Raw genomic sequence first — 16,830 nt, forward strand, 5'->3', positions numbered from 1 at the left:
CCATGAGCGATCTCGGTACGGCGGAGACCGATGCCGTACTGCGCTTGCTGCTGGACGGGCAACCGCGGACCCGCGCCGAACTCATCGACCTCAGCGGCCTCGCCCGGTCCACAGTGACTGGCCGGATCGAGGCATTGCTCGCGTCGGGTCTCGTCGTACCGTCCGGCGAAGCGGCGTCGACCGGCGGGCGACCGCCGGCGCGGTTCCGGTTCAATCCCACCGCGCGGCTGATCCTGGCCGCGGACGTCGGCGCGACGCACGTGTCGGTCGCGCTCACCGATCTGACCGGGGAGATCCTGGACCGGTCGACAACCCGGCTCAACATCGCCGAAGGACCCGAGGTGGTCCTGAGCGAGGTCGCGCGGATGGGACGTGTCCTGTTGCGGGCAGCACGGCGATCCGTCACGGACCTCGCGGGGACTGGCGTCGGACTGCCGGGACCGGTCGAGCACAGCACCGGCCGGCCTAACCATCCGCCGATCATGCCGGGCTGGGACTCGTACGACGTCGTCGGCCGGCTGAGCCGTGAACACCTCGGACCGGTCCTGGTCGACAACGACGTGAACATCATGGCGCTCGGCGAGCACGCGACGGAGTACGCCGAGGTCGAGCACCTGCTGTTCGTGAAGGTCGCCACCGGCATCGGCGCCGGCGTCATCAGCGGCGGCCGGCTCCATCGCGGGGCCCAGGGCGCGGCCGGGGACATCGGGCACATCCAGGCGCCAGGACACCGCGAGGTGTGCCGCTGCGGGAACACGGGCTGTCTCGAGGCGGTCGCGTCGGCCACGGCCGTCGCCGGGCAACTGCGCGCCGCCGGGCTGGAACCGTCGTCGAGTCAGGACGTGGTCGACCTGGTCCGGGCCGGCAACACGATCGCGACCCGTACGATCCGCCAGGCAGGCCGTGAGATCGGCACCGTGCTCGCCGCGGCCGTCAGCCTGCTGAACCCGTCCGTCATCGTGATCGGCGGCTCACTCTCCCAGGCCGGCGACAGCCTGCTGGCCGGCATCCGCGAAGCGATCTATGCCAGATCGTTGCCGCTGGCCACGACCGACCTGCGCGTGGTCACCGCGCGCTCCGGCCAGGACGCCGCCCTCCGCGGCGCGGCGACCCTCGTTCTCCTGCACGCCATCGGTTAGCGGTCCTCGCCGAGGCCGGCGGAGCGGGCCCGGATGATCGCTTCCGCCCGGCTGGCGACCTGGAGCTTGCCGAAGATGCTGGTGATGTGGTTGCCCACGGTCGGCGGCGCAAGGCCCAACCGGGCCGCGATCGCGGCGTTGCCCAGGCCGGCGGCGATGAGATCGAGAACCTCTCGCTCCCGGGGTGTCAACTCCGGGAACGCGGCCTGGTCCGGGCGCGGTCCGGACAGGTAGTCCAGGGCCCGGCGGGCGATCCCGGGGCCGAAGATGGCTTCGCCGGCGGCCACCGCGGCGATGGCGCGGATGACATTGTCCGGCGCGGCCCCCTTGAGTACGTAGCCGCGGGCGCCTGCGCGCATCGCGGCGAACACGGACTCGTCGTCGTCGAACATGGTGAGGATCAGGACGGCGACCTCCGGCGCGACCCGCGTGATCTGCCGCGTCGCCTCGATGCCGGTCAGGTCGGGCATCTGGATGTCCATCACGAGGACATCGGGTCGCAGGGTGACGGCGGAGCGGACCGCCTCTGCGCCGGTGGCGGCCGTGCCCGCGAGTTCGTAACCGTCGTGTGCCGACAGCAGGGCGCCCAGCCCTTCCCGGACGATGCCGTGATCGTCCGCAACCACGATCCGCAGCGTCATGGAACCACCACCGCCGGTGCTGTCAGGGGAAGGACGACGCTGACCGAGCAGCCGTTCTCGTCGTACCGGATCTGGCAGTGACCACCCAGCTCGGCGGTCCGCTCGCTGATCGAGGTGAGCCCGACTCCCGATTGCCACGCGGGACCAGCGTTCACGCCGTTGTCGCGGATCTCCAGTCGCAACGTGGCGGTGTCAACGGCGAGGTACACGGCGGCGGCGGTGGCAGTGGAGTGCCGAACGACGTTGGTGATGGCCTCGGTGGCGATCCGGTAGGTCGCCACTTCCACGGCGGCGGAGAGCTCGGCCAGCACGGGTGGCGCCTCGACGGTGACGGTCAGCGCCGCGCCGTCGCTTCGCCGGGACACCATCAGGGCGTACTCGCGCAGCGCGCCCAGCAGCCCCAGTCCGTCCAGAGCCGGCGGGCGCAGGCCGTACACCAGTCGCCGGATCTCCTCGATCGCACCAATCGTCTGATCACGCAGACCGGCCAGCAGCTCAGAGCTGCGATCCGGATCGGTCCGGAGCAGGCGGCGGGCCGCATCGGCGCTGAGCACCACCCCGGTCAGGACCGGGCCGAGGCCATCGTGCAGGTCGCGGCGGATGCGCCGTCGTTCCTCCTCTCGGCTGCTGACGATCCGTTCCCGGGAGACCCGCAGTTCGCCGGCCAGACGGCTCGCTTGCACCGCGACCGCCAACGGCGCGGCGAGCAGTATCAGCACCTGCTCGTCGGCCTGGTTCAGCCGGGACTCCCCGGAGCGCAGGCCGATGACGAGTTCACCCAGCCTGTCGTCTCCGGAGACCAGTACGACTGCGTGCTGGAGTGCGGGCAGTTCGCCGTGCGCAGCGATCTGACTGCCGTCGATGACGAGGGCAGCGGCGGGGAAGCGCATGACGCGGCACAGCGCCTCCAAAACCCCGGTCAAGCCCGCACCGGCGCCGATCCGCGCGCCGACCTCGGCGATCGCGGTGACCGGATCCCTCCGCGCGCCGTAGAACGCCCGATGGATCAAGCGCTGCAGCCAGACCCGGACCGGGTTGAAAGCCAAGGCGATCACCAGCGTGGCGAGCACCGACGAGTTGAGCGAGACCTGCCGTCGCACAGTCTGGTCGAGCAGCAGGACCAGGGCCAGATAGGCGGCGACCACACCGCCGGTCAGCAGCAGGTACAGCACCGAGCGAGAGACCACCAGCCGGATGTCCAGCAGTTGGTGCCGCAGGATCGCGATGGCTATCGACAACGGAAGGAGCAAGATCGGCAGGACGCCGACCAGCAGGAACTCCCACTCGAAGACGGAGTCGATCGCGAAGCAGGTGATCATCACGATCAGCGCCAGCAACAGCCACAGGATCTGCCGGCGGATCTGCTCCGGCCCGCGTCGGTACCGCACGGTCAGGGCTGCCAGGGCACCCGCGAAACCAGCCAGCAGACCGATTTGCCCGGCGACCTGGAACCAGACGATCTGCCGGAACCCGGACCAGGCCGGGTAGCCGGGAATACCTACTTCGGCGGTCAGTCCGCCGTACGGATCCAGCACACCGGCGCCACACCAGATCACCGCGGTGACGACCAGTACGACGACCAGCCGGCGCCAACCGCGGCCAGGCAACCGGCCGTCCGGGAAGAGCACCAGAGCCAGCGGGATGAACAGTGCCAGCGCCCAGCTCCAGCTGCCGTTGGTCAGCGTGGCGAGAACGCGCCACGCGGCGGTCGGCTCCCCGGCCCACGCGAGCACGCTGAGGCCGGTTCCGGTTGCGGCGTAGAAGCAGCCGCCGACAAGCAGTGACCAGCCGACGAGATTGCGCGGGTGGTAGTACGCGATCGGCCAGCCGGCCAGCGCCAGCGACAACCCGATCAGCGCGTTCGTCACCACGAACAGATCGACCAGGCGCTCCCAGGTAAGCCCGGACGCCGCTGCGGCGACAGCTGTCACGGCCGCCTCGGCGAACGCGAGCACCAGCAGCCCGGTGGGGCCCGCTTGAGCCGACGGTTCCCGACGATCCGCTCAAGGTTGGCGCTCACGTCCTCATCATCCGGCCGCTACCCCACGATCGCGTATGGGCCGGCCCCTACCCGAACCAGGAACATTTCTCGAGCGCCCCGGCCGCAGTGGCCCTGCCGGCTGGGGGCACCCGGACCGGACGCTGAGGCCAGGACGGCATTCCGGCTTCTGAAGGAGCAACCATGACAAGCACCCCGACCACCCAGAGAGCGACTCAGACGCCGCGCGACGTACGGCGCTTCTGGCGGATACTGCTCGCGGTCGTCGCACCCCTGCCGATGCTGGCGCAGGGCGCGTACTACCTGCTCAGTCCGGTCGACGGCAACGCGTCGTTCGAGACGAACCTCGCCGCGGTGACCGCGAACCCTGGCCGCTTCGAAGCGCTGCAGTGGATCCAGGTTCCGTTCTTCCTGCTCATCCCCGCAGTGCTTGCCGTGGCTTGGGCGAGTCACCGGCCCGCACCGCGGCTGGCGACCGCCGGCGGTTTGATCGCGGTGATCGGCCTGAGTGCCGGGTTCTTCCTGCTGCCCGGTGTGGTGAGCGTCGAGTACCTGACAGTCCATGAAGGCCTGGACAGCGCCACCATGGGAAAGCTCGCCGCCGCGGGAGCGGATCAGCCCACCATCCTGCTCGGTGGTCTGCTGTTCATCATCGCCATCACCATCGGCCTGTTGCTGCTCGGCATCGCCCTGTGGCGCAGCCGCGTCGCCCCTGCGTGGATGGGGATCGCGCTCGCCGTCGGCGGCTTCACCCATCCGTTCATGCCCGGGCACGTTGCCGCCGGCATCGGTCTCCTGGTCGCCGCCGTCGGGTTCGCCGGAGCCAGCGTCGCCCTGCTCCGGATGCGCAACGACGACTTCGACCTTCCTCCGGTCGCACCCGTCCGTTCGAAGTGACGCGAGCGCCGGTTGGCGCCGTACCAGCTAGGTGAGCAACGCCGCCAACCGGTCCGCGTAACCAGTGAACAGATCGAGTTCTGGCCCGCTGCGAGCTCTGCGGAAGCCGTGCCGGCGTCCCCAGAACGCGGCCTGGACCGCGTGCAACTGGGCCCACCGCCGGACGCGTTCCCGATCGAGTTCGGCGGCCTCCGCGAAGATGTCCAAGGCCCGGTGGACGGCCTTGGGCAGATCTGCCACGCCGAGGTGTAGGAACGTCCACACCTTCAGCAGGGTCCCGCTGTCGTAGGCAGGGTCTCCGACGTACCCCTTGGGATCGACCGCCAGCCACGGTTCACGATCGGCGCGCAGAATGTTCCGTGGATGAAAGTCACCGTGGACGAGTAGGTCGGGCTGGACCCGCCCCAACTCACGAACGGTCGCCACCGCGGCATCGACCACAGCATCGGACAGCGCGTGCGTCAGCTCCTCCGCGTCCTTGCCGAGCTCCGCTTCCCACTGATCGGCCTGCTCGCTCAAACGCGGCAGTCCAGCCGGTGCGGGAATCGCCAACCGGCGGCTCAGCTCCCCGGCGATGGCCGGAATCTCGTCTCCGTCGTCGACCGCAGCCAGTGTCGACGAACGGGCCCGCTCGAGCAGCATCGCGAACCGGTCGTCGTCGCGCTCGTGCAACAGGACCGCGCCGCGTCCATCCCACGCGGCAAAGGCCTCCGGCTCGTGGACGTTGCCGGGATGCGGGAACGACACCTTCAGTACGGCGGATTGCGCCGCCCGCCGGACTGGGACGATCACGCCGACGCCGCCGTGCATGACGTCGCCGTCCGGCGCACAGCTCCAGCGTTCCAGCAGTTCGTCCACGATCCCGGGCAGCTCGGCGAACCAGGCCGCGCCTGCCTCGCCTTCACGGTCGATCGTGGATTGTGCGAAGGCGGCCGGGATCATCCCCAGCGCTCCGACTTGGCGGAGCGGGACACCAGGCTGAACAGCATGTCCTTCGGGGTCATCTCACCGGCGACGACCTTCGTGACGTGTTCGGCGATCGGCATCTCGACGTCGTGGTGATGCGCCAGCTCGGAGATGGACGCGCAGGACTTCACGCCTTCGGCGACCTGACGGGTCGCACCGGCGATCTCGGCCACCGTCATGCCCTGCCCGAGCTTCTCGCCGAATGTCCGGTTCCGCGACAGCGGCGACGAACACGTCGCGACCAGATCACCCAAGCCGGCCAGCCCGGAGAACGTGTGCTCGTCCGCACCCAGCGCCGTACCGAGGCGAGCGATCTCCGCCAGCCCGCGGGTGATCACCGATGCCCGCGCGTTGTCGCCGAACCCGAGCCCGACCGCCATCCCGACTGCCAAGGCGATCACGTTCTTGCACGCGCCGCCGAGCTCGCAACCGATCACGTCGACATTCGTGTACGGGCGGAACGTCGGTGAGTGGCACAGCTTCTGCATCCGGGTCGCCGTGCCCTCGTCGGCACACGCGACCACCGCCGCGGCCGGCTGTCCCTCGGCGATCTCGCGCGCGAGGTTGGGACCCGACACCACCGCGATCCGCTCCGGCCCGGCGCCGGTCAGCTCGGCGATCACCTCGCTCATCCGCTTCGTCGTACCGACCTCGACGCCCTTCATCAGGCTGACCAGGGGTACGGCGTTCGGCAGGACGCCGGCCCAGTCCGTCAGGTTCTCCCGCAACGACTGGCTCGGGACCGCGAGTATGACGGCCTCAGCGCCATCGGCCGCCGCGGCCGGGTCGTGGGTCGCCGTGATCGCGTCCGGGAGACGAAGGCCGGGCAGGTAGTCGGCGTTCTCGTGCTGGGTGTTGATCGCCTCGCAGAGCGACTCACGCCGACCCCAGACGGACACCTGGTTCCCCGCATTCGCCAGCACGACGGCGAACGCCGTACCCCAGGATCCGGCCCCGAACACCGCGACCTTCGTCATGCCGTCTCCTTACCGTCGTCAGACTTGCGGGTTTTGCGCAGGTCGTAAAGCTCCTTGGGCGGGGTCGCGCCGCGCAGTTCGCCGAGCGTCTCGGCGACCGCCCGCATGATCACGTCGGTTGCCTCGTGCAACAGCTGGTTGGTGATCGGCTCGGCCTGGAACGCGCTCAGATCGACCGGCTGCCCGGCCCGGGCCCTGATCGTCTTACGCGGCAGCAACCTGATCCGCAGCTTGCCGGTGTACGACTCGATGATCTCCTGCGCACCCCAGTTCGCGATCGGGATCACCGGGCAGCCCGTCATCAACGCGATCCGGGCCGCGCCCGTCTTGCCCGTCATCGGCCACATCGCCGGATCGCGGGTGATCGTGCCCTCCGGATAGACGCCGACACATTCGCCCTTCTCGACCGCGGCCACGGCGTCCCGGAACGCGTCGGCGGCCTGCGCGGACTCCCGGTGCACCGGGATCTGCCCGGCGCTGGTGATGATCCGGCCGAGGATCGGCAGCTTGAACACCGACGCCTTGCCGAGCAGCCGCGGGATCCGGCGGCACTCCCAGATGAAGAACCCGAGCACCAGCGGGTCGAAATGCGAGATGTGGTTGGTCACGAACACCACGCCACCCGACCGCGGCATGTTCTCCCGGCCGGTGAACTCATGCTTGGTGAACACCAGCATGAACGGCTTGACGATCGCCACCACCAGGCCGAACCAGAAGCCCCGGCGCGGCCGGGGATCGCTGCCTTGGCCGTCCACTGTTGCCTCCTGGTGCTCGTCACTGCCATCCGTCATGGGAGAATCCTGCCTGATGGCAGACCTACAGGTCGCTCCCTGGATCCTGGCGATCCCGGTGAAGCGTACGGCGATCGCGAAGAGCCGGCTCGCGTCCGCCTACCCTCAGCACCGGCCGGAGCTGGCCCGCGCCTTCGCTGTAGACACTACTGCGGCCGCCCTCGCCTCTCCCCTGGTGCGCGCGGTCCTGGTCGTCACCGACGATCCCGTGGTGGCCGCGGACGTCAGCGCGGTGGGTGCGCGGGTGGTGCCCGACCTCCCGGCCGCGGGTCTGAACGAAGCCTTGCTGCATGGTGCCACTGTCGCGGCCGCGGAGTTCCCGGGCAACGGAGTCGCCGCTCTCTCGGCGGATCTGCCCGCGTTGCGCCCTGCCGAGCTGACCGCCGTACTGGCCGCCTGCGTGGCGCCGCGGTCGTTCGTGATCGACCAGCCCGGCACCGGTACGACGTTGCTCGCCGCAGCCCCCGGGGTCGCGCTGGATCCGCGCTTCGGTGTCGGTTCCGCACTAGCCCACCAGGCCTCCGGCGCGGTCCCCATCGAGCTCGCGGGGATCGAGTCGGTACGGCGAGATGTCGACACGGCGGCCGATCTGGCGCACGCCGTACAACTCGGTGTCGGTCCGGCCACCGCGGACGTGATGTCGCTGGTGCTGGGTGCGGCGACGGGCACCGAGGGCATCGCCTGCTGAAGTACGGTTGGGACATGCAAGCGACCGTGAGCCGGTACGACGGCGAAACCTTCTCCGGATCCGTGCTGACCGACACCGGGATCGAGCTCCCCTTCACCGTGCATGCCGTCGCCGACACCCCGGTCCGGCACCTGCGCGTCGGCCAGCGGGTCCGGCTGGAGACCACGGGATCCGGCGCCAGTCTGGCCGTCAGCAAGGTCGAGTTCGCCACCGAGCTCTAAAGGTTGCCGCAGGCATCCTGAGCTTTGCCCCACACGGCGAAGGCCGGTCGCCCCTGGAGTGGGGAGACCGGCCTTCGCTGTAGTGCGGTTACTGCGGTGCTGCAGTGCTTGAAGGTCAGCGAGTAGCTACGCGCTTCGCCGGAGCCTTCTTGGCGGGGGCCTTCTTGGCCGGCGCCTTCTTGGCAACGGTCTTGGCCGGAGCCTTCTTCACCGGCGCCTTCTTGGCAACGGTCTTGGCCGGGGCCTTCTTGGCAGCTGCCTTGACCGGGGCCTTCTTCGCAACCGTCTTGGTCGCCGTCGCCTTCTTGGCGGCGGCGGTCTTGGTCGCCGCGGCCTTGGCCGGAGCGGCCTTCTTCGCCGGGGCGGCCGCCTTGGTGGCGGTCGCGGCCGGCTTCGGCACGACCAGCTTCGGCAGCTTCTTCGCGCCGGAGACAACGGCCTTCAGCTCCGCACCCGCGCGGAACTTCGGAACCACGGTCTTCTTGGCACGCTTGGTCTCGCCGGTCCGCGGGTTGCGCACGATGCGCGCGCCACGCTCGATGGCCTCGAAGGCACCGAACCCGGTGATAGCGACCTTGCCACCCTTCTTGGTCAGCTCGCGCTCTACGGTGTCGATCACCGATTCCAGTGCGTGCTGGGCTTGGCGGCGGTTTCCGTCGAAGTGCACTGCGAGCGCTTCGACCAACTGGCTCTTGTTCACTGCTTCCCTCCGTGAACGTAGGCGTCGAGCACAGCGCTCGATCTCACGTGAACGTTATGGACTCAACACGCCGTTCACAAACACCAACGCGGCAATTCGGCCTTGTTTTGGGCGATTCGTGCCACAATTTGGCCCGATCCGGCCCTTCAGAGGTCCCCGAATCCCTTCAGAGCAACGATCCGGTCCCATCCTTCACCGGCGCCGGAGCCCTGTCTAGAGCCAACTGAGGCGTTTGAAGATGAGGTACAGACCACCGCAGACCATGCCCATCAGGCCGATCGCGAACGGGTAGCCGTACTGCCAGTGCAGTTCGGGCATGCTGTCGAAATTCATCCCGTAGACGGTGCCGATCAAGGTCGGCGCGAACAGGATGGCCGCCCAGGCGGAGATCTTCTTGACCTCTTCGTTCTGCGCGCTGCTGGCGATCGCGAGGCTCTTCATCTCCTCGTTCTGCTGCTGCGCCACCAGGGTCGAGTTCACGGTCAGGATGTCGCGGAGCAGTTCGCGGAAACCGCCGACCTTCTCCACCACCTCGGTCACGTGGTCGGCCACATCGCGCAGTGAACGTTGCAGTTCCTCGTCGACGCCGTACTTCTCGAAACCGCCGCGCAGCGACTCGAGCATGCCGACCAGCGGCCGGGTCGCGCGCTGGAACTCGATCACCTCACGGGACAGTTCGTAGATGCGCCGCGACACCTTGGGGTCACCGCGGAACACCTCGGTCTCGATCTCGTCGATGTCGTTCTCGAGACCGGCGACCACCGGTGCGTAACCGTCGACCACCTTGTCCATGATCGCGTAGAGCACGGCCTCGGTGCCCCGGCCGAGCAGCTCGGGATCGCGTTCGACCCGGCGCCGTACGGCGGCCAGGTTCGGCGCTTCGGCATGCCGGACCGTCACCACGAAGTCCGGGCCGACGAACACGTGGACCTCGCCGAACTCGACCTCCTCGGTCGCGTCCCGGTAGCGAGCGGCCTTCAGGACGACGAACAACGTGTCGCCGTACCGCTCCAGCTTCGGCCGCTGGTGGGCCTGGATGGCGTCCTCGATGGCCAGCTCGTGCAGGTCGAACTCCTGCGCCAGCGACGCGAGCTCACGGCTGTCCGGCCGGTACAGGCCGATCCAGGCCAGGCTCTGCGGGGCCTTGTGCAGGACGCGATAGGTCTCGGCCAGCGACCCCGGGGAGGCGACCCGCCGGCCGCCACAGTAGATCGCACTGTCGACGACGCTGTGCCCCTTGGGCTTCGCGGCCTCGCGTGGCTTCTCGACCGGCTCGACAGCGGGAACGGCGTGCTTGCGGGCGGCGGTACGGAGCGACGGGGCGCGGCCGAAGGCGCGCAGTGTGCGCAGGCGCAGGTCGGACATAAGTCCTCCAGGTGCGGTGAAGCGAGTGAGTGATGGGCACGCGTCTGCCCGACCCCCACGGCACTCAAGCCGCAACTACCAGAGGATTCAGCCTCTCAAGGTCGAGCGAGATCGGTATGTCTGGAGGGATCGCTGGTCACCAGCGCCTCACCTCCTTGATCTCGCAAGCCTTGTTCTGTCAACGACGCAAGGGTAACACCAGAGTTATCGCCGCCGGGGTGCTGCGCGTTACGGCGGCGATAACTCACGAGTCAAGCCTTCGCGGGAAGAGTGGCCGGTTTGAAGGCCGGCCGGGTCGCTTCGTAGGCGGCGATGTCGGCCTCGTGCGACAAGGTGATGCCGACGTCGTCGAGTCCGTTCAGCAGCCGGTAGCGGGTGTAGTCGTCGATCTCGAACGGCGCCGAGACGTCACCAGCAGAGATCGTCTTGTGCTCCAGGTCGACGGTCACCTTGGTGCCCGGGTCGGCCTCGATGGTGGCCCACAGTCGCTCCACGACGTCCTGGGTAACCAGTGCCGCGAGCAGGCCGGCCTTGCCCGAGTTACCCCGGAAAATGTCGCCGAACCGCGACGACACGACCACGCGGAACCCGTAGTCGAGCAGGGCCCAGACCGCGTGCTCCCGGGACGATCCGGTGCCGAAGTCCGGCCCGGCCACGAGCACCGAGACACCGTCGTACTCAGGCTGGTTGAGGACGAAGGAAGGATCGTTGCGCCAGGCGGCGAACAATCCGTCCTCGAAACCGGTCCGGGTGACCCGCTTCAGATACACGGCCGGGATGATCTGGTCGGTGTCGACGTTGCTCCGGCGCAGCGGGGCCGCCGTACCGATGTGCTGGGTGAAGGCTTCCATGATTCTGCTGCTCCTCAGACGTTCTCGGGTGCGGCGACGTCGACCGGCGGAAGGTCCGCCGGGGCGGCGAGGGTCCCGGTGACCGCGGTCGCGGCGGCGACCAGCGGCGAGACCAGGTGGGTCCGGCCGCCCTTGCCCTGACGGCCTTCGAAGTTCCGGTTCGAGGTGGAGGCGCTGCGCTCCCCCGGGGCCAGCTGGTCCGGGTTCATGCCCAGGCACATCGAGCACCCGGCGCCACGCCATTCGGCGCCGGCGTCCTTGAAGATCGTGTCCAGGCCCTCGGCCTCGGCCTGCAACCGGACCCGGCCCGAACCCGGGACGACCAGCATCCGGGTGCCCTCGGCAACCTTCCGGCCGGCCAGCACGCCCGCGGCGGCGCGCAGGTCCTCGATCCGGCCGTTGGTGCAGGAGCCCAGGAACACTGTGTCCACGTGGATCTCGCGCATCGGCGTACCGGCGGTGAGGCCCATGTACTCCAGCGCCCGCTCGGCGGCGACCTTGTCGTTCTCGTTGTCGAAGTCGTCCGGCGACGGGACGCTCTCCGACAGCGGGATGCCCTGGCCGGGGTTGGTGCCCCAGGTGACGAACGGCGCGATGTCCTCGGCGCGCAGGACGACCTCGCGGTCGAAGGTCGCGTCCGCGTCGGTGGCCAGGCTCTTCCAGTACTCGACGGCCGCTTCCCAATCCACGCCCTGCGGTGCATGCGGCTTGTCCTGCAGGTAGGCGAACGTGGTCTCGTCCGGCGCGATCATGCCGGCCTTCGCGCCCCACTCGATCGACATGTTGCAGATCGTCATCCGGGCTTCCATGCTCAACGCGCGGATCGCCTCGCCGCGGTACTCGACGATGTAGCCCTGGCCGCCGCCGGTGCCGACCTGCGCGATCAGCGCCAGCACCAGGTCCTTCGCGGAGACGCCGTCCGGCAGTACGCCGTCGACGGTCACGGCCATCGTCTTCGGCCGGGCCTGCATCAGGGTCTGGGTGGCCAGCACATGCTCGACCTCGCTGGTGCCGATGCCGAAGGCAATCGCCCCGAACGCGCCGTGGGTGGAGGTGTGGCTGTCGCCGCAGACCACGGTCATGCCGGGCTGGGTCAGGCCGAGCTGCGGGCCGATCACGTGCACGACGCCCTGGTCCGGATCGCCGAGGGTGTGGATCCGGATGCCGAACTCCTCGGCGTTCTTCCGCAGGGTGTCGACCTGCGTGCGCGAGACTGGGTCCGCGATCGGCTTGTCCACGTCGTACGTCGGGACGTTGTGGTCCTCGGTGGCGATGGTCAGGTCGGGCCGGCGGACCGGGCGGCCGGCCAGCCGGAGGCCGTCGAACGCCTGCGGGCTGGTCACCTCGTGGACCAGGTGGAGGTCGATGTAGAGGAGGTCGGGTTCTCCGTCGGCATGGCGCACGACGTGCGCATCCCAGACCTTTTCCGACAACGTCCTACCCATCAGACTTCTCCTCCTTGGATACTTTTTCCCGCCCCACCGCCCCGGTCGAGCTATGTGGTGGCGTGCTATCGCTCACAGTGCTCTGCACCAGGGCGGATTAGCGACTTGCGTTCCACGATTCGAGACGGCAATATCGTCCCATGGACAACTCTAGCGGAGTCGGCGTTCTCGACAAAGCAGCCCTCGTTCTGTCCGCGCTCGAGTCCGGGCCGGCGACCCTGGCCGGTCTGGTGGCGGCCACGGGTCTGGCTCGGCCGACCGCGCACCGGCTGGCGGTGGCACTGGAGCACCACCGTCTGGTCGGCCGCGACATGCAGGGGCGGTTCGTGCTCGGCCCGCGACTCAGCGAGTTGGCCTCGGCCGCCGGTGAGGACCGGCTGCTCGCGACGGCCGGCCCGGTGCTGGCCCGGCTGCGCGACATCACCGGTGAGTCGGCGCAGCTGTTCCGCCGCCAGGGTGAGTACCGGGTGTGCGTCGCCGCCGCCGAGCGTCCGTCCGGCCTGCGCGACACCGTCCCGGTCGGCAGCCAGCTGACCATGGCCGCTGGTTCGGCAGCGCAAATACTGCTCGCCTGGGAGGACCCGGAGCGGATGCACCGCGGCCTTCACAATGCGACCTTCAACGCCGCCGCACTCGCCGGCGTACGGCGTCGTGGCTGGGCGCACTCGGTCGGCGAACGGGAGCAGGGCGTCGCGTCCGTCTCGGCCCCGGTCCGCTCGCCATCGGGCAAGGTGATCGCCGCGGTGTCCGTGTCGGGCCCGATCGAACGCCTCTCCCGCCAGCCCGGCCGCATGCACGCTCCCGCCGTGATGGCCGCCGCCGAGCGTCTCTCAGAGGCACTGCGCCGCGCCTCTGAGTAGTTGCCACCACCCGCTATCCGGGATCACCATGCCGCGTACGCCGCCGTCGCGGCCGTCGCCTACTTCGCCGGAGGCCGGCACCGCACGCTGCCCGCTACGTACGACGAGGCGCAAGCCTGACAACCTCAGCTCGACCTGGACGGCGGGCCTACAGTGAGTGCTGTGGCGTTGCGAGTTGTCTTTGCGGATGACAACTTCCTCGTGCGCGAAGGCATCTCCGCGCTGCTCGCCGAGACCGAGGACGTCGAGCTCGTCGACGTGGTCACCGATCCGGCCGCGCTGCTGGAGTCTGTGGCCCGGCACCGGCCGGACGCGGTCCTGACCGACATCCGGATGCCTCCGACCTTCACGACCGAGGGCATCGACGCGGCCAAGCGGATCCGCGCAGACCACCCGTCGATCGGGGTCGTCGTGCTGTCGCAGTACGTCGAGGAGGACTACGCGTTCGACCTGCTGTCCGACGGCGTCGCGGGCCTCGGGTACCTGCTGAAGGAACGGGTGTCGCAGCGCGACGAGCTGCTGCGAGCCCTGTACGACGTTGCGCGTGGCGGCTCCGTCCTCGATGCCCGGGTGGTCGAGGGTCTGCTGGCGCGTAAGGCGCGAGATGCGCGGTCGCCCTTGCCCGGACTGACCGATCGGGAGCGCGAGGTGCTCCAGGAACTCGCCGCCGGCCGCAGCAACGAGGCGACGGCCAAGGCCCTCTTCATGAGCACCCGGGCTGTCGAGAAACACATCAGCTCGCTGTTCCAGAAGCTCGGCCTGGCCGACGAGTCCGACGTCAACCGGCGCGTGATGGCCGTCCTCGCCTACCTCGAGGCGACCGGTGGACAGTCCGGCCGCTGACGTCTGCGGGGGTCAGCCGCACCAGTCCGGGCGGACAGCACCATGTTGCCGCCACGGCCTTGTCCCCCACGATGGCGGACAGGAGGTGAGCCAGTGGCCGACGTACGCGTCCTGATCGTGGACGACCAGGAGCCGTTTCGCCGGGCGATCGCTGCCGTCGTGTCGGAGACCGACGGTTTCGTCGTCGTCGCGTCCACGTCGTCCGGCGAGGAGGCGCTGCTCGCCGTCACGAGGCTGCGCCCGGGCCTCGTCCTGATGGACGTCAACCTGCCCGGCATCGACGGGATCGAGGCCACCCGGCAGATCACCAAGGAGGCCGACGCGCCAGTCGTCGTACTGCTCTCGACCTATGACCGGGAGGAGTTCGACATCTCCGGCTGTGGGGCTACGTCGTATCTGGCCAAGGCCGCGTTCGGTCCGGACCTGCTCACGGCCGCGTGGGCTCGTCGGGATCGACCGGAATGCTGACGGACAGCTGATCCTCCCGATCGAGCGACAGCCGTCCGCCCGCCGCCTCGACCCGGTCGACGATCGCCTGTACGTCGATCTGGCCACGGGCGAGGCCATCGATCTGCACGACCAGCTCCGACGCCACGATCCGGAGGTCGATGCGGGTTGCGCCGGACCCGGCGCGCACGGCCTCGACACAGCAGAAGTAGACCGCCGCCTCAACCCTGGCCGCGAACCGCCGGTCAGCCGCCGGTTCGACGTGCAGAGTGACCGTCGAGCCGCTCCGCGCCAGGTGTGAGCTGAGGGCGCGGGCCAGGCCTGCGCGGGCCAACTGGGTGGGGAACAACCCTCGGGTCAATGCCCGCAACGACTCGAGTGCCGCGTTCGTCTCGTCCACAAGGTGCTCGAGCTCGTCGGTCGCCGCGCTCCCCGACTTGGCGACGCTGAGGCCGCTCAACCGCCCGGGCATCGGCTGGAGATGGGACAGCACGTCCCGGGAGATCGCTGACTCCAGCCGGCAGCGAGCGGCGTCGTCGGCCGCGATGATCCGTCGTCGGGACTCAGCCAGCGCAGCGGTGGTGCGATCGAGGGCAGCCACGTGCCCCGCCAGCTCGGACTCCATCGCGGCGTTGCGGAAGGCGAGCGCGGTCTGGTCGGCCAGATCCTGCAGGAGTTGCTCGTCCGCAGCCCGGAGCCCGTGCCCCTTCGGCATCGTGACGCCGATGCTGCCGAGGGTGTCGCCACCCTGCCGGACGGGCACCTGGTACTCCGGCGATCCGTCGGACGGGCCGGGCCAGGCGACGGAAAGCCCCACCAGGCCGGGAACTCTGAGGTCTGCGGTGGAGGACTGCGCGGAGACCGCGCGCCCGGCCGCTTCCGCGACAGCGGGCAGCAGCGCACTTGGTGATGGTGGCTCGGCGAGCCGGCGGCTGAACTCGGAGAGCGCCTCATAAGGCTGCGCCCTGGCTCCGTAAGCGAGCCGGTTCGCGAGCCGGACGGTCCGTTGGCGGAGTGGCTGGAAGGCGAGCGCGACCAGTGCGGTGGCGAGCAGCGACAGCCAGAATCCACTGGTCCGGGTGTGGAGCAGGGCCGCGACCGCAAGGACCAGGCCGGTGTAGCCGATCCCGGCGAAGATCGTGCCCAGGGCGAGGACCACGGCCCGGTTGATGATCAGGTCCAGGTCGAACAGCCGGTAGCGCAGGACCGCGACGGAGAACAGCAGCGGGAGGCAGAAATACGAGAAGAACAGTGGGAGGCTGGAGATCCAGGTCTGCTGACCGCCGTTGAAGATCTGGACGACGATCAGGAAGACGAAGCTCAGGGCAACGAACGCCACCGACAGCGCCATCAACCGCACCTGCTGCCGCTGCACTCCCTGGCTGCGATGCATCCGGAGGACCATGGACACCATCGCGGCGACCAGGCCGATGGCGATGAAGGGAAGTCCGACCACGGACAACAGGCTGCCGAGCGGCCCGACGGTGTCCTGGTGGTCGATGTCGAACCCGGCCGGCGACAGGGTGAGCAGGCTGCCGGCGTACGCGACGTACCCGACCAACGCCACGACGACCGCCGCGCGCCAGCGGCGGGACAGGAGCCGGCCGTCCGGCGCGACCAGGAAGAGGATGGACAGCGCGGCCAGGGAAAGCTGTCCACCCAACAGGGCGGAGATCCAGCCTGAGATTCCACCGAGACTCCGCGGCCCCGGCCCGCCAGCCTTGATGACCCACACGCTGTAAGCCTCAGTCAGCAACGAGATCGACGACAAGAAGCCGATCAGGCAGAGCAGCCAGCCGATCGGGTGTCGCGCCCACCGGGCCACGATCAGCGCGCCCATCGCGGCGCATCCGATGACCGCGCCGGTGACGAACGGGAACCCGTGCACGGCGACCGCTTCCTCCGACAGCAGCGGCCGGTACGCCGAGGTGACCCAGACGTCCGCACCGGCGATGAGTACGGTCAACGCCGTCAGCACCCAGGCCACCCGCGCGTACATG

The 16,830-nt window shown here is 69.3% G+C and carries 17 protein-coding genes; 7 read left to right on the plus strand and 10 right to left on the minus strand.

Annotation, left to right across the window (positions count from 1 at the left end; all coding sequences use genetic code 11):
• The first annotated feature begins 2 nt into the window (after positions 1-2).
• The gene (locus tag OG558_RS41930; protein WP_405067995.1) at positions 3-1,139 is read left to right on the plus strand and encodes an ROK family protein; all 1,137 of its coding nucleotides are present in this window, start codon (positions 3-5) and stop codon (positions 1,137-1,139) included.
• Here the strand turns inward: OG558_RS41930 and OG558_RS41935 are convergent.
• Both OG558_RS41935 and OG558_RS41940 read right to left on the minus strand, forming a co-directional pair.
• The gene (locus tag OG558_RS41935) at positions 1,136-1,780 is read right to left on the minus strand and encodes a response regulator transcription factor (RefSeq protein WP_329479711.1); all 645 of its coding nucleotides are present in this window, start codon (positions 1,778-1,780) and stop codon (positions 1,136-1,138) included. The genes OG558_RS41930 and OG558_RS41935 overlap by 4 nt on opposite strands.
• The gene (locus OG558_RS41940; protein ID WP_405067996.1) at positions 1,777-3,735 is read right to left on the minus strand and encodes a sensor histidine kinase; all 1,959 of its coding nucleotides are present in this window, start codon (positions 3,733-3,735) and stop codon (positions 1,777-1,779) included. The genes OG558_RS41935 and OG558_RS41940 overlap by 4 nt, the downstream gene beginning before the upstream one ends.
• Positions 3,736-3,962: 227 nt before the next feature.
• Here OG558_RS41940 and OG558_RS41945 point away from each other — a divergent pair, with 227 nt between their 5' ends.
• Complete coding sequence (locus OG558_RS41945; RefSeq protein ID WP_405067997.1) at positions 3,963-4,676, plus strand: hypothetical protein; 714 nt, start codon at positions 3,963-3,965, stop codon at positions 4,674-4,676.
• Positions 4,677-4,703: 27 nt separating this feature from the next.
• Here the strand turns inward: OG558_RS41945 and OG558_RS41950 are convergent, their stop codons facing one another.
• From OG558_RS41950 to OG558_RS41960, 3 genes are read right to left on the minus strand one after another with little or no spacing between them, the layout of a single operon-like run.
• Entirely contained in the window at positions 4,704-5,618 is a 915-nt protein-coding gene (locus OG558_RS41950; protein WP_405067998.1) for an aminoglycoside phosphotransferase family protein, read from the minus strand.
• Positions 5,615-6,619 carry an NAD(P)H-dependent glycerol-3-phosphate dehydrogenase gene (locus OG558_RS41955; RefSeq protein ID WP_405067999.1) on the minus strand — a complete coding sequence of 335 codons (1,005 nt, stop codon included), beginning with the start codon at positions 6,617-6,619 and terminating at the stop codon, positions 5,615-5,617. The genes OG558_RS41950 and OG558_RS41955 overlap by 4 nt, the downstream gene beginning before the upstream one ends.
• Positions 6,616-7,410 (minus strand): lysophospholipid acyltransferase family protein, encoded by a 795-nt coding sequence (locus tag OG558_RS41960; RefSeq protein ID WP_329479721.1) that lies wholly within the window; start codon positions 7,408-7,410, stop codon positions 6,616-6,618. The genes OG558_RS41955 and OG558_RS41960 overlap by 4 nt, the downstream gene beginning before the upstream one ends.
• A gap of 16 nt (positions 7,411-7,426) precedes the next feature.
• Here OG558_RS41960 and cofC point away from each other — a divergent pair, with 16 nt between their 5' ends.
• Positions 7,427-8,098, plus strand: a complete 672-nt coding sequence (gene cofC, locus OG558_RS41965; protein ID WP_405068000.1) for a 2-phospho-L-lactate guanylyltransferase — start codon at positions 7,427-7,429, stop codon at positions 8,096-8,098.
• A gap of 14 nt (positions 8,099-8,112) precedes the next feature.
• Entirely contained in the window at positions 8,113-8,319 is a 207-nt protein-coding gene (locus OG558_RS41970) for a hypothetical protein (RefSeq protein ID WP_405068002.1), read from the plus strand.
• 115 nt (positions 8,320-8,434) lie between these two features.
• On the opposite strand, the gene OG558_RS41975 is transcribed toward OG558_RS41970, so the two are convergent.
• The 4 genes from OG558_RS41975 to leuC form a co-directional block, all read right to left on the minus strand.
• Entirely contained in the window at positions 8,435-9,019 is a 585-nt protein-coding gene (locus OG558_RS41975) for an HU family DNA-binding protein (RefSeq protein ID WP_329479725.1), read from the minus strand.
• Positions 9,020-9,232: 213 nt separating this feature from the next.
• Positions 9,233-10,384 carry a magnesium/cobalt transporter CorA gene (gene corA / locus OG558_RS41980; protein WP_329479728.1) on the minus strand — a complete coding sequence of 384 codons (1,152 nt, stop codon included), beginning with the start codon at positions 10,382-10,384 and terminating at the stop codon, positions 9,233-9,235.
• Between the two features lie 251 nt (positions 10,385-10,635).
• Positions 10,636-11,235, minus strand: a complete 600-nt coding sequence (gene leuD / locus OG558_RS41985) for a 3-isopropylmalate dehydratase small subunit (protein WP_405068003.1) — start codon at positions 11,233-11,235, stop codon at positions 10,636-10,638.
• 14 nt (positions 11,236-11,249) lie between these two features.
• Positions 11,250-12,680, minus strand: coding sequence for a 3-isopropylmalate dehydratase large subunit (leuC, locus tag OG558_RS41990; RefSeq protein WP_405068004.1), 1,431 nt, complete (start codon positions 12,678-12,680; stop codon positions 11,250-11,252).
• Between the two features lie 140 nt (positions 12,681-12,820).
• On the opposite strand from leuC, the gene OG558_RS41995 reads away from it, so the two are divergent.
• From OG558_RS41995 to OG558_RS42005, 3 genes are all read left to right on the plus strand, one after another.
• Complete coding sequence (locus OG558_RS41995) at positions 12,821-13,540, plus strand: IclR family transcriptional regulator (RefSeq protein WP_012922430.1); 720 nt, start codon at positions 12,821-12,823, stop codon at positions 13,538-13,540.
• Between the two features lie 162 nt (positions 13,541-13,702).
• Positions 13,703-14,383 (plus strand): response regulator transcription factor, encoded by a 681-nt coding sequence (locus tag OG558_RS42000; protein ID WP_329479738.1) that lies wholly within the window; start codon positions 13,703-13,705, stop codon positions 14,381-14,383.
• 93 nt (positions 14,384-14,476) lie between these two features.
• Complete coding sequence (locus tag OG558_RS42005) at positions 14,477-14,851, plus strand: response regulator transcription factor (protein ID WP_405068005.1); 375 nt, start codon at positions 14,477-14,479, stop codon at positions 14,849-14,851.
• On the opposite strand, the gene OG558_RS42010 is transcribed toward OG558_RS42005, so the two are convergent.
• The gene (locus tag OG558_RS42010) at positions 14,811-16,829 is read right to left on the minus strand and encodes a hypothetical protein (RefSeq protein ID WP_405068006.1); all 2,019 of its coding nucleotides are present in this window, start codon (positions 16,827-16,829) and stop codon (positions 14,811-14,813) included. The two genes, OG558_RS42005 and OG558_RS42010, sit on opposite strands and share 41 nt — an antisense overlap.
• Position 16,830: the final 1 nt, after the last annotated feature.

Source organism: Kribbella sp. NBC_01510, from assembly GCF_045040325.1.
GTDB lineage: Bacteria > Actinomycetota > Actinomycetes > Propionibacteriales > Kribbellaceae > Kribbella.